Annotated in this window: 11 protein-coding genes; 4 read left to right on the top strand and 7 right to left on the bottom strand. The window is 62.9% G+C overall.

From position 1 onward, the window contains the following. From V7M64_RS18325 to V7M64_RS18340, 4 genes are all read right to left on the bottom strand, one after another. Nucleotides 1-2,609, bottom strand: a 2,609-nt coding sequence (locus V7M64_RS18325; RefSeq protein WP_333681134.1) for a CusA/CzcA family heavy metal efflux RND transporter, incomplete at its 3' end; no start/stop codon positions are given. Then, on the bottom strand, nt 2,606-3,976 hold the full coding sequence (locus V7M64_RS18330; protein WP_333681136.1) for an efflux RND transporter periplasmic adaptor subunit: 1,371 nt from the start codon (nt 3,974-3,976) through the stop codon (nt 2,606-2,608). The genes V7M64_RS18325 and V7M64_RS18330, both read right to left, overlap by 4 nt. Further along, nucleotides 3,976-5,268, bottom strand: a complete 1,293-nt coding sequence (locus tag V7M64_RS18335) for a TolC family protein (RefSeq protein ID WP_333681137.1) — start codon at nt 5,266-5,268, stop codon at nt 3,976-3,978. The genes V7M64_RS18330 and V7M64_RS18335 overlap by 1 nt, the downstream gene beginning before the upstream one ends. 61 nt (nt 5,269-5,329) lie before the next feature. Then, the gene (locus V7M64_RS18340; protein WP_333681138.1) at nt 5,330-5,692 is read right to left on the bottom strand and encodes a hypothetical protein; all 363 of its coding nucleotides are present in this window, start codon (nt 5,690-5,692) and stop codon (nt 5,330-5,332) included. A gap of 110 nt (nt 5,693-5,802) precedes the next feature. On the opposite strand from V7M64_RS18340, the gene V7M64_RS18345 reads away from it, so the two are divergent. Next, the gene (locus V7M64_RS18345; RefSeq protein WP_333681139.1) at nt 5,803-6,081 is read left to right on the top strand and encodes a metal/formaldehyde-sensitive transcriptional repressor; all 279 of its coding nucleotides are present in this window, start codon (nt 5,803-5,805) and stop codon (nt 6,079-6,081) included. Beyond that, nucleotides 6,078-7,103, top strand: a complete 1,026-nt coding sequence (locus V7M64_RS18350; RefSeq protein WP_333681140.1) for a cation diffusion facilitator family transporter — start codon at nt 6,078-6,080, stop codon at nt 7,101-7,103. The genes V7M64_RS18345 and V7M64_RS18350 overlap by 4 nt, the downstream gene beginning before the upstream one ends. Before the next feature lie 2 nt (nt 7,104-7,105). Here the strand turns inward: V7M64_RS18350 and V7M64_RS18355 are convergent, their stop codons facing one another. Further along, a complete protein-coding gene (locus V7M64_RS18355; RefSeq protein WP_333681142.1) occupies nt 7,106-9,493 on the bottom strand; it encodes a heavy metal translocating P-type ATPase in 2,388 nt (795 codons plus the stop codon). Beyond that, nucleotides 9,486-9,914 carry a MerR family transcriptional regulator gene (locus V7M64_RS18360; protein ID WP_333681143.1) on the bottom strand — a complete coding sequence of 143 codons (429 nt, stop codon included), beginning with the start codon at nt 9,912-9,914 and terminating at the stop codon, nt 9,486-9,488. Before V7M64_RS18360 ends, V7M64_RS18355 begins: the two co-directional genes overlap by 8 nt. 114 nt (nt 9,915-10,028) lie before the next feature. Between V7M64_RS18360 and V7M64_RS18365 the strand changes: the two genes are divergently transcribed. Then, nucleotides 10,029-10,568 carry a MarR family transcriptional regulator gene (locus V7M64_RS18365; protein ID WP_333681145.1) on the top strand — a complete coding sequence of 180 codons (540 nt, stop codon included), beginning with the start codon at nt 10,029-10,031 and terminating at the stop codon, nt 10,566-10,568. Further along, on the top strand, nt 10,565-11,209 hold the full coding sequence (locus V7M64_RS18370) for a hypothetical protein (RefSeq protein ID WP_333681146.1): 645 nt from the start codon (nt 10,565-10,567) through the stop codon (nt 11,207-11,209). Before V7M64_RS18365 ends, V7M64_RS18370 begins: the two co-directional genes overlap by 4 nt. A 100-nt stretch (nt 11,210-11,309) precedes the next feature. Here V7M64_RS18370 and V7M64_RS18375 read toward each other — a convergent pair whose 3' ends face one another. Next, a complete protein-coding gene (locus tag V7M64_RS18375) occupies nt 11,310-12,167 on the bottom strand; it encodes a CheR family methyltransferase (protein ID WP_333681147.1) in 858 nt (285 codons plus the stop codon). Nucleotides 12,168-12,245 lie beyond the last annotated feature (78 nt).

Genomic DNA, 12,245 nt, shown 5'->3' on the forward strand with positions numbered 1-12,245 from the left:
TTCGCGTGCTGCAGATACTCGAATTGCCCGGCCCACCCCAGCGTGTAGCCGGGCGGCAACTTCACCTGCTGCGCGATCGCCTGTTTCAGCGATGTCACCAGACCGCCGAGATCGCCGCTCGGCGTGTCCACATAGACATAGGTGGTCGGCACGCTGTCTTCGCTCTTCAGCATCGGCGGGCCGTTGGTCACGACGAGATCGGCGACCTGGCCCAAGGTGAGTTGTGCGCCGTTGGCCGCCACGATCGGCAGCGCGCGCAGGCTCGCCAGCGAATCACGCTCCGAGCGCGGATAACGCAGCACGATCGGAAAGCGCTCCAGACCCTGCACGGTCTGGCCGATCGGCTCGCCACCTACGACGGTGCTGATCAGCGATTGCACGTCCTGCTGGGTCAAGCCGTAGCGCGCAGCGGCATCGCGGTGGACTTTTACTTGCACGTAGCGCCCGCCGGCGCTGCGTTCGGCGATGACGGAACTGACGCCAGGCACCGTGCGCGCCACGTTCTCGATCTGCCGGGCGATGCGTTGCAGCTCGTTGATGTCGGGCCCCAGCACCTTGATGCCGATCGGCGTCTTGATGCCGGTGGACAGCATTTCGGTGCGGGTACGGATCGGATACACGAACAGGTTGGTGAGGCCCGGCACCTTCACCGCGCGATCGAGTTCCGCTTTTAGCTTGTCCATGGTCATACCGGGACGCCACTGATCCTGCGGCTTGAAAGTGATCGTGGTATCGAACATCTCCAGTGGCGCGTTGTCGGTGGCGGTCTGCGCGCGGCCGGCTTGGCCGAACACGTGCGCGACTTCCGGCACCGTCTTCAACATGCGATCGGTTTGCTGCAACAACTGCGCAGCCTTGCCGGCGGATATCCCCGGCAACGCGGTCGGCATGTACAGCAGCGTGCCCTCGTTCAACGGCGGCATGAACTGCGAGCCGAGCCGCGATATCGGCAGCAACGCAGAGACCAGCACGATCGCCGCGACGATCAGCACCGTGCGCGGCGCACGCAGCACCCATGCGATCAACGGCCGGTAGAGTTCGGTCAATGCGCGATTAAGCGGATTGGCGTGCTCGGGGCGGATGCGCCCGCGCACCAGATATCCGATCAGCACCGGAATCAGCGTGACGGACAATCCGGCCGCCGCCGCCATCGAATAGGTCTTGGTGAAGGCGAGCGGCTTAAACAACCGGCCTTCCTGCGCCTGCAAGGCGAACACCGGTACAAAGGAGAGCGTGATCACCAGCAGGCTGAAGAACAGCGCCGGGCCGACTTCGGCGACCGCTTCCGCGATCAACTCCCAGCGTTCGCGCGCGGTGGGTTCACCACGATCCTCAGGCGCGAGATGCCACGCCTCCAGATGCTTGTGGGTGTTCTCGATCATCACCACCGCCGCATCGACCATCGCACCGATCGCGATCGCGATGCCGCCCAGCGACATGATGTTGGCCGAGACGCCTTGCCAATCCATCACGATGAAGGCGGCCAGCACGCCCAGCGGCAGCGTGAACACCGCGACCAGCGAGGAACGCAGGTGCCCCAGGAACAGCGCGCAGACCAGCGCGACGATGATGAATTCCTCCAGCAGTTTTTCGCCGAGATTGCCGACCGCGGAATGGATCAGCTTCGAGCGGTCGTAGGTTGGTACGATCTGCACGCCCGGCGGCAAGCTCTTCTGCAACTTCGCGAGCCGCGCCTTGACCGCGTTGATGGTGGTGAGCGCGTTCTTGTTGTAACGCATGATCACGATCCCGCCGACCACCTCGCCCTGGCCGTCGAGTTCGGCGATGCCTTGGCGCACGGTCGGTCCGCGACGGATCGTCGCTACCTCATCCAGCAGCACCGGCGTGCCATCCTTGTTGGTGGCGACCGGAATGCGCGCGAAGTCCTCGTGCGATTGCAGATAGCCTTCGCTGGACACCATCAGATCGGCTTCGCCCTGTTCGATCACCGAACCGCCGCTGGCGCCGTTGGCCTGCTTGATCGCGTTCTCGACCTGCGGCACGGTCAATCCGCGCGTGGCCAGCGCCAGCGGATCAATAACGACCTGCCACGCCTGCACCATGCCACCCACCGTCGCAACTTCGGCCACGTTCGGTACGGTCTTCAACCGGTAGCGCATGAACCAGTCCTGCAGCGCGGTCAACTGGCCCAGATCATGGCGGCCAGTGCGATCAACGAGTGCGTATTCGTAGATCCAGCCGGCGCCCGTGGCATCGGGACCGAGCGCCGGGCTGATACCGGCCGGCAGCTTGTCGCGCGCCTGGCTCAGATATTCGAGCACGCGAGAGCGCGCCCAGTAGGGGTCGGTGCCGTCCTCGAACAGGATGTAGACGTAGGAGTCGCCGAAGAACGAGAAGCCACGCACCGCCGTGGCGCCCGGCACCGACAGCATCGTGGTCTCCAGCGGATAGGTGACCTGATCCTCGACTAGTTGCGGCGCCTGACCCGGCCAGGACGTGTGCACGATGACTTCCGTGTCCGACAGGTCGGGCAGCGCGTCGAGCGGTGTGCGCAGCAGCGCGATGACACCGGCAATGGCGAGCGCCAGCGCGGCAAGCAGCACCATGCCGCCATTGGCAATGGACCAGCGGATCAGACGAGCGATCATGGGTGCGCTCCGTGACCGCTCGAAGCCGACGATGCGGGCATCGGCATGCCAGGCATCGCGTTCATCTTCGAGTTGCTTGAAGGCGGGGCAGCGGGCATGTTCATGCCGGACATGCCTCCATTGCTTGCAGCGGGCGTCGGCTTTGGGCCGGTGTTCAACCGCTCCAGCGCGCCGGACAAGCTCGCTTCCGAATCAATCAGGAACTGTCCCGAGGTGACGATGCGTTCGCCGCCGCGCAGGCCGGCAAGGATTTCGGTCAGGCCGTCTGACGAGCGCCCGGTCTTCACCCGCACCGGTTTGAAGCTGCCATCCGGCAATCGCTCAATGACACGCGTCGCGGTGCCGTCGGCGATGATCGCTTCGTCCGGTACCAGCGGATGCGCGGCATGCGCCGTACCCTTGATGCGCAGATTTGCGAACATGCCCGGCGCCAGATCGCGTTTCGGGTTCTGCAGCACGATGCGTGCGCGCTGGGTGCGGGTGGAGGGGTCCACTTCGGGCAGCAGTTCTTCTACCTGGCCTTGGAAGGTTTCACCGGGCAGCGCACTGACTGTCGCCATGATCGGAGTGCCGGCGCGGACGCCACCGCTCATCGCCTGCGGGATGGCGGCATCCACCCACACGGTATCGAGTCCGTTCAACTGCATGATCGGCGCACCGGCGCTGATCTGCTGGCCTTCCGTGGCATCGAGTGCACTCACCACGCCATCCATCGGCGCACGCAAGGTGATTGTCCCGCTGCCCGCGCGCGGTCCGCGAATCGTTGCGTCATCCATGCCCAATGCATGCAGGCGCGCACGCGCAGCACCGCGCAGTGCGCGAGCATCGGCCGACTTCGCGTTGCCCAACGCGAAATATTCCGCCGCCGCCGCGCTCCATTGCGGCGCTAGGATTTCCGCGAGCGGCTGGCCTTCCTTGACCGTCGCGTACGGCGCACGTACGTACAGCTTTTCGATGGTGACATCCGTGCGTGCGCTGACGGTGACGGCGAGGCGCTGATCCCACGCGATGGTGCCGGGCACGTGCAGCGTGTCGGGGAGCGTTCCGGTTTTCACCACTTCGCTGCGCACGCCGAGGTTCTGCTCGACGGCCGGATCGATACGCACCACGTTCCGACCTGCGCTGCCGTTCTGCTCGACGTACTTGGGCACCATCTGCATGCCCATCGGCGAAGTGCCCGGATGATTGAAATGCTGCTCCGGCACCATCGGGTCGTACCAATAGAGAATCTTCTTGCCCGAAGATTGCGAAGATGCGGTTGCACTGCCCGATGCGGCTGGCATGGACTGCCGCGCGATGAAGTAGCCGATGATGCCGGCCACGACCAAGGCGACCGCCGCCCCGACAAAGAAAAGAATGCGTCTCATCACGGCGTCTCCGCAGTCGAACCGGAATCGGGAATCAGGTAGGCAAGTGCCGCCCAGGCTTTGCCCCAGGCGGCAAGTGCGTTCGCATAAGCGATGCGCGTATCGATCTCGTCGCGGCGCGCTTCCAGCCAAGGTTGTAGCGAGCCACCGCCGCGGTACAGCGCCAGCGCTGTACGCGCGCGATCGGCCGCCAGCGGCAGCAACTCGTCGCGATAACGCCGCACCTGCTTGTCGTCGCCTTGCCATTTGGCGATGGCCGCGGCGACCGCTTCACGCTGCGCGCGGCGAGCATCCTCGTGCTCGGCCCGCACGGCATCGCGTTCGGCGTAGCGCGCGCTGATGTCGCGATCCTGCCGGTTGCCGGGAAAGATCGGCAGGCTGACACCGACTTCCAGGCTCATCATATCGGTGCGATGGATGCGCTCGCCGTACATCAGGCTTACGCTCCAGTCCGGATGCTTTCCGGCCTTGGCGAGATCGAGTCTGGCCTGCGCCTGATCTTCGCGCGCACTCCAGTCCAGCAGCGGCGCCTGCCGGTCCACATCAGCGTGCAATTGTGCGGGAGAGGCGCGTAGATCGGAAAAATCCGGTGGTTCGGCCAGCGCATCGTTGGCGCGATCACCGATCCAGCGTTGCAGCGCCGCGCGCGCGGCGGTGATGTCGGCATCCGCCGCGTCAATCTTGTTTTCGAGTTCCACGGCGGCAGCTTTCGCGGACAGCGCATCGGTCGCATTGCCGATACCACCGGCGAGATTCGCTTTCGTCGCTTTCACCGCCAGCGCGGATTGCTCGCGCAACTCGTCCAGCAATGTGCGTTCGCGCTGCGCGGCCCACAGCATCACCCAGGCGTTCGCGGCGGCGCGTTTCGCATCGAGCCGCATGACCACGCTGTTGGCGTTGGCAAGTTGCACATCGGCTTGCGCGACATCGCCCATGGCCTCGCGCTTGGCATGCGCAGGGATCTCCTGCATCAGGCCGACCTTGCGCATGGTCATGAAATCGGCCGAAGCGTCGAACGCCTGCGGACCGGTCGCGGTGAGATTGTCGATCCCCGCGATCAGCTTCGGATCGGGCAGTTGTCTTGCCCGCACGGCATCGTCTTGCGCCGCTTGTGCGCGCAGCAATTGCGCCTGCACTTGTGGCGCCTGTGACGCTGCGATTCGTGTCGCCGCATCGAGCGTCAGCGCCGAATCATCACTGGCCGCACATAACCGCTGTGCGATCAACGCCAATACCAAGGCAATCAGGAAACGCGGCGCGCGCCAGCGCCGCCGAAGCATGGAAAAACGCATAAGACCTCCGCAAACGATCGGCCACGGCTGCGAATGCAGCCGCGGAGGAACACGCGGAGGTCTAGATCAGCAGGACTCGGAAGCGCAGCGTGGGCGGAATGCCGGATCGTCGCCACGCAGCATTCTGCCCGTACTGGGCGGTGAAGACCGGCAATGCTTGCACGAGCGGCTGGGCGGGTAGCAGCGCCGGCAGCGACAACGGCGGCACATTGGGCAAGCGCGCATCCTGCGTCGAAGCGGTTTGCTGCGCGCAATGCTGCGCGCACAACGCCGGCGCCTGCTTCTGCTGGGTCATCGGCATGCCGGCGCAATGTGCATTCATTGCGACATCACTCGTAGGCAATTCCGAAGCGCCACACAGGTAAGACGCGAACGCCACCTGCTGGAACAGCAGCGCAAGCACCGCCAGCAGCGTCAGCCGCACGCGGGTTCGTTGGTTCGGGCGAAAAAGCCGTTTCACGCCTTTACTTTACAGCACTTTTTCAATGACCATCCAGTTGGCTGCGATATACCTTATCAGGGTATAGTATTTGTGTGACACACACCATCCGCGACAAAGCCAAGCTTCTAAATCGCGTCCGCAGGTTACGTGGACAATTAAACGGCATCGAAAGGGCTCTGATCGAGGAGCGCGAGCCGGCGGACATCCTGCACACAATTGCGGCCTGCCGGGGTGCGATCGATGGCTTGCTCGGCCAAGTCATGGAAGGCCATATCCGCGAGCACGTGCTCGACGAGCACCGCAAGGCCACACCAGACCAGATGCGGGCCGCGGAAGATTTGATTGCTGTGCTCAGGACTTATCTGAAATGAATTCTCGCCATTCCCACAGCCATGCTGGGGACGAAGATGTTTCCGGCCATGATCACTCGCCCGAATACGATCATCACCACAGTCACGATCAGGGTGGGGGGGTTCTGGGCTGGGTGCGCAGCTTGTACGGCCACACCCATGACATTGCCGAGCGCGTGGACGCGAGCATGGAGTCCGACGAACGGGGCATCCGCGCGCTCAAGATTTCACTGGTGGGACTGGGAGCTACAGCGATCGTGCAACTGGCGATCGTGTTGTTCAGTGGATCGGTCGCGCTGCTCGCCGACACGATCCACAACTTCGGCGACGCCACCACCAGCGTTCCGCTGTGGATCGCGTTCGCTCTGACCCAGCGCGGCGCCAGCAAGCGTTTCACCTACGGCTATGGCAAAACCGAAGATGTGGCCGGCGTCATTATCGTGCTGGTGATCTTCTTCTCTGCCTGCGTGGCCGGTTATGAATCGGTATTGAAACTCATCCATCCGCATCCCATGACGCATTTGGGCTGGGTCGCGGCGGCGGCGGTTGTCGGTTTTATCGGCAATGAAGCGGTGGCAGTGTTCCGTATCCGCGTCGGCCGCGACATCGGTTCGGCGGCGCTGATTGCGGATGGTCAGCATGCGCGCGTCGATGGCTTCACCAGTCTCGCCGTATTGATCGGCGTGATCGGCACGGCCTTTGGCTTAGCAATCCTGGACCCGATCGTCGGCTTGCTGATCACTATCGCGATCCTGTTTATCGTCAAGGATGCTGCACTCTCAGTGTGGCTGCGGCTTATTGATGGAATCGAACCGGGAATCCTCGCTCAAATCGAACACGCACCGACCCATGTGCCAGGTGTGATATCGGTGCGCGACGCGCGTGCGCGCTGGGTTGGTCATCGCGTACACAGCGACATCGAGGTTCAAGTGGATCCCGCGTTGTCGGTGCGCGAGGGCGAAGCAATCGCTGCCGCAGTCGAGCGCTCAATGAAAGAGCACGTGCGCCTACTCGGCAGCGTAGTGGTACGTGTGAGTCCCTAGCTTCATAGCCGCGCCTTGCGCAAACGCAAGGCGTTGCCGATGACCGAAACCGAGGACAGGCTCATTGCCAGCGCCGCGATGATCGGGCTCAGCAGCCAGCCGAACACCGGGTACAACACGCCCGCCGCAATCGGGATGCCGAGCGTGTTGTAGGCGAAGGCGAAGCCCAGGTTCTGGTGGATGTTGCGCACCGTCTGTGCGGACAGATTGCGGGCGCGCAGGAGTCCGCCGAGCTCGCCTTTCAACAAGGTCACCTGCGCGCTTTCCATCGCGACGTCGGTGCCGTCGCCCATCGCGATGCCCACATCGGCCGCCGCCAGCGCCGGCGCATCGTTGATGCCATCGCCGGCCATCGCAACCTTGGCGTCTCCGTTGCGCAAATCCTCGATCCGCTTCGCCTTGTCTTGCGGCGTCTGCGCAGCCGCGTATTCCTCGATCCCCAACGCATCGGCCACTGATCGCGCGGTCGGTTCGGCGTCGCCTGTCAACATCACGATTCGCAAGCCTTGGGCGCGCAACGCATCGAGCAGTTTGCGCGCTTCCGGCTTGATCGCGTCTTCGACCGCCAGCGCACCGGCAACTTGGCCGTCAACGGCCAGGTACATGGTCGTCTTCGCCGAAACGCGCAAGGCGTCGAGACGTTCGTCTTTCGGCAGCGTGACGTGCAATGACTCCATCAACGCTGCGTTGCCGAGCGCAACCTCGCGATTGCTCACCTTGCCGCGCACGCCTTGTCCCGTGATGGCGTTGAAGTCGGTGACTGGGAGCAATGTCAGGCCGCGCTCGCGGGCACCGGCCACGATCGCGCGTGCGAGCGGATGCTCGCTCATCGCTTCCAGGCTGGCCGCGAGAGTCAGCGCTTCATCATCGGCCATGTCGCTGAGGGTGACCACGTCACTCAGGCTCGGCTTGCCTTGGGTCAGCGTGCCGGTCTTGTCCAGCACCAGCGTGTCCACCTGCGCCAGTGCTTCGATCGCCGCGGCATCGCGGAACAACACGCCGCTTTCGGCACCGCGGCCACTGGCGACCATGATCGAGATCGGCGTGGCCAGACCCAGCGCACAGGGACAGGCGATGATCAGCACCGCCACCGCGTTCACGATCGCGTACGCGATGCGCGGTTCCGGCCCGATCAGGAACCAGGTGATGCCGGTCAGGATCGCGATCACGATCACCGCCGGTACGAACACGCGCGAGACCCGATCGGCCAGCCGCTGCAGCGGCGCGCGCGAACGCTGCGCCTGCGCCACCAGCGCCACGATCTGCGCCAGCACGGTTTCGTTGCCGATCTTGTCGGCGCGCATCGTCAAAGAGCCGTTGGCATTCACGGTGCCGGCGGTCAATCGGTCACCCGGGCGCTTGCCGACGGGCATCGGTTCGCCGCTCAGCATGGATTCGTCCACGCTGCTCGACCCTTCCAGCACTGCACCGTCCACCGGAATCTTTTCGCCGGGGCGGATGCGCAGCACGTCGCCGACGTGTACCTGTTCGATCGGCACGTCGCGTTCCTCGCCATCGGCCTCGATGCGCCGCGCTTGCCGTGGCGCAAGATCGAGCAGCCGCCGGATCGCCGCCGAAGTCTTGCCGCGCGCACGCACTTCCAGCCATTCGCCGAGCAGTACCAGCGCCACGATCACGCCGGCTGGTTCGAAGTACACGCCGATCATGCCGCGCGCATCGCGGGTGCGCGGTGGAAAAATCTGCGGCACGAAGGTCGCGACCAGGCTGTAAACGAACGCGACCAGCACGCCCAGGCCGATCAGCGTGTACATGTTGGGTGAGCGATTGCGCACACCCATCCAGCCGCGCCGGTAGTAGTCCAGGCCCAGCCACAACACCAAAGGCGCGGCCAGGATCAGTTCGGCCCAACGCAGCACATGGGCCGCTGTTCCAGCGAATTGCGCGCCGAATACATGCGGCACCATCGCCACCGCAAACAGCGGAATCGCCAGCACGACGGCAATCCAGAATTTTCGCCGCACCCTGCGCAGCTCGCTGTCGTCTTCTTCGGAGGCTGGCATCAACGGCTCCAGCGCCATGCCGCAGATGGGGCACACACCGGGACCGATCTGCCGGATTTCCGGATGCATCGGGCAGATGTAGACCACGCCCTCATCGTGGCTGCGCGGTTGCGCGGCGGACGCAAGTTCCAGGTAGCGCCCGGGTTCGGTGACGAACTTCTCACGACAACGCGCCGAGCAAAAATGGTATGCCTGACCTTGGTGTTCGGCGTGATGCTCCGTCGATGCGGAATCGACTTGCATTCCGCAGACCGGATCGGCAACCCGATTCGCCGCCGGTTCCGCCTCGCAGTGTCCACAGCAGCCCTCGGTTTGTACCGAAGGTTCATGCTCGTGGTGATGTTCGTGCGCGGGCAATTGCTCACTCATCGGACAGGTCCTGGGTCAAGGCGTGCAGAATCGGGCAGGCATCGGGATCGCCGCGCCCCGGACATCGCTCGATGAGGTGTTTCAGGCCCCGCCGCATGCGTTGCAATTCCTGGATGCGCAGCTCCAGCTTCGCCAGCCGTACTTCCGCACGCTGCTTGACGTTGCGCACGCCTTTCTCGTGATCGGCCGACAGCGCCAGCAGTTCGCGGATGTCATCCAGTGTGAAACCCAGCGCCTTGGCGCGGCGGATGAACTTCAGGCGATCGATGGTGCTGCGGTCGTAATCGCGATATCCGGAGTCGCGGCGGCGCGGGGCAGGCAACAAGCCTTCGCGCTCGTAATAGCGGATGGTATCGATCGGGACGCCCGCGTTGCGCGCGACCGCGCCGATGGTCAGATGTATTCTCGGTTGGATGTTCATGCGGCCAGTCTAAACCATGGACTATGGTCCAGAGTCAAACGGGAATTCCGTCCTCTTTGACAATGTCATATTCACACAGTAGCTTATCAACTAAGCTATTAGCAGAGCCTTTACATGTCAGCCAAACACAAGGATGAACTCATCCACGAGATCGTGACGCGGCAGATGCACCGCAACAGCACAGCGGCCGTGTTGTTCCATCAGGCCTTGGCGGAACGCCTGGGCCTTGGCCCGACGGATCACAAAGTCTTCGATCTGCTGCGGGAGCACGGGCCGATGTCGGGCAGCGAACTGGTCGCGCTCACCGGGATCACCAGCGGCGCCATTACAGGCGTGATCAACCGTCTGGAACAAGCGAAGTTCGTGCGGCGGGAGGCAGACGCCAAAGACGGACGACGACAGATCTTGTCGCCGCAGACCTCGCGCATACGCGAACTACATGCCGTGTTCCATCCCTTGCATCAGGAACTCGCGAACGTGCTGGAAAAGTTCGATACGCGGCAACTGGAGGCCATCGCTCAATTCCTGATCCAAGGCACAGACCTGCTCTACCGACATTCGGCCGTGCTTCGGGCATATGCGCTCGCGGGTGCCCTTGAGTCGCGCAGATTAGAAGAAAAACCCAATAAAACTGCCAAGCGCGTACCTCGATGACTCCGAAAATCCGCAAATTCCTTCTCACCACGCATATCGCCTGCACGGTCGGCTGGCTGGGCGCCGTCGCCGCATTCCTGGCTCTGAGCATTGCCGCATTGACCAGCCGGGAGCCAGAAGTCATGCGCGGCAATTATGTCGCGATGGACCAGATCAGCCGGTTCGTGGTGAGTCCCTTGAGCTTCGGTGCGCTTGCCACTGGACTGCTTCAGGCGCTTGGCTCGGCCTGGGGACTGTTTCGCTATTACTGGATTACGGCCAAGTTCGGACTGGCGATCGTGGCGACAGCGGCGCTGCTGATGCACCAATTCAAAGTCGTCGGCGTGGCGGCGAAGGAAGCTGCTGGAACGAATGCACCCCTGTTGACGGGCGCCATGCTCGATCCTTTGAAAATCGAACTGGTACGCGCGCCGGCTATTGCGATCGCCGTGCTGCTCACGATTCTGGCGCTGGCGGTGTACAAGCCGTGGGGACTGACTACCCATGGTCGGCGCACACAGCCGCAGCGAGCAATAGCAAGCCAGCCATTCGTGTCCGGAATGCCTTTGGGTCCGAAGCTTTTTCTCGGCGTGATCGCAATGCTCGTGCTGACATTCATAGTGTTGCACCTAACCGGGCATGGCTTCGGCCAACATCATTGACTGTTACTCTCCATTAACGGAGGCCAGCGGCGGTGCTCTGCTGGGAATCAAGAAGAGATGCAGCAACATGCAACTAGTCCTGATCTTGGTTTACCCGACGTCAGGAATCGCGCAGGAAGATGGTTGAGTAACGCCGCTCATGGTTCCGGTGCCGTTGCGAAAACGGCTCCAGGCCTGTCGCAAAGTGCGGATAGCGTTCACCGCGCACCAATCGTGCTTCGTCGTGAATGCGCTGCAGCTCGTACGCGAGTGGAACGAGGCCGCAGATGCGTGTGCACCGTTCTCTCATGTCCAGATCCATGCCATCGATGAACAATGCCGAACGTTGCTTCAACAAGGCCGCAATGTTGTCGAACAGGCGCCTTGCAAGGGGCCGGCGCAGATTGCACATCACATTCTGCGCCATGACGATGTCGGCCGTCGAAACTCTTAGCCGGAAATCCGGACTCAACGCGTCGGCCTGTTCAAAGCGAACTCGACGAGCGATCTCCGGCCTCACGACCAATCGATCACCCTCTTGTTCAAAGGTACTTCGGACGAAGTCGGCCGTAACCAATGGATTGGCGTGCACCGTGTCGATGGAATAGCTTGCCCCACGGGCGATCGCGAGCACATCGGGATCGATGTCATAGGCATCGATCGCGAACGCCAGTTGCGGCCGGCGCTCGAGCAGCACTGACGCGACCGTGAACGGTTCCGCGCCCGTAGAACATCCGATAACCACGATGCGAATTGGGTCTGGCCGTCGGTGCGCTTCGAGAAAGTCAAGTACAGGGCCGACAAGCGCATCCAATTGCGCAGGAAGACGATGGAACTGCGTAAAGGTGAATCCGGGGCGATCCTCGAAGTGAAGGGCGAGACGATACCTGAGCGCTTGGCCACTGGGGGAATCTGCGAACCGACGCAGTCCCGGCACGGTTTTCAGCAACTGTCTGGCTGCGCCGTAGACGATGGACATGCGATCACCTCTGCTTAAAGATCAACACTGCGTATGATCAGGAACAGGTCGATCAGCCGCGCAAACATTGGATGTTCC

It is taken from the genome of Dyella sp. (assembly GCF_036746095.1).
In the GTDB taxonomy this organism is placed as follows: domain Bacteria; phylum Pseudomonadota; class Gammaproteobacteria; order Xanthomonadales; family Rhodanobacteraceae; genus Dyella_B.

What these genes read in the sequence shown, in the direction of transcription:
- V7M64_RS18330 (WP_333681136.1), bottom strand. Translation starts at nt 3,976, where the DNA reads ATGAGACGCATTCTTTTCTTTGTCGGGGCGGCGGTCGCCTTGGTCGTG.
- V7M64_RS18335 (WP_333681137.1), bottom strand. Translation starts at nt 5,268, where the DNA reads ATGCGTTTTTCCATGCTTCGGCGGCGCTGGCGCGCGCCGCGTTTCCTG.
- V7M64_RS18350 (WP_333681140.1), top strand. Translation starts at nt 6,078, where the DNA reads ATGAATTCTCGCCATTCCCACAGCCATGCTGGGGACGAAGATGTTTCC.
- V7M64_RS18355 (WP_333681142.1), bottom strand. Translation starts at nt 9,493, where the DNA reads ATGAGTGAGCAATTGCCCGCGCACGAACATCACCACGAGCATGAACCT.
- V7M64_RS18360 (WP_333681143.1), bottom strand. Translation starts at nt 9,914, where the DNA reads ATGAACATCCAACCGAGAATACATCTGACCATCGGCGCGGTCGCGCGC.
- V7M64_RS18365 (WP_333681145.1), top strand. Translation starts at nt 10,029, where the DNA reads ATGTCAGCCAAACACAAGGATGAACTCATCCACGAGATCGTGACGCGG.
- V7M64_RS18370 (WP_333681146.1), top strand. Translation starts at nt 10,565, where the DNA reads ATGACTCCGAAAATCCGCAAATTCCTTCTCACCACGCATATCGCCTGC.
- V7M64_RS18375 (WP_333681147.1), bottom strand. Translation starts at nt 12,167, where the DNA reads ATGTCCATCGTCTACGGCGCAGCCAGACAGTTGCTGAAAACCGTGCCG.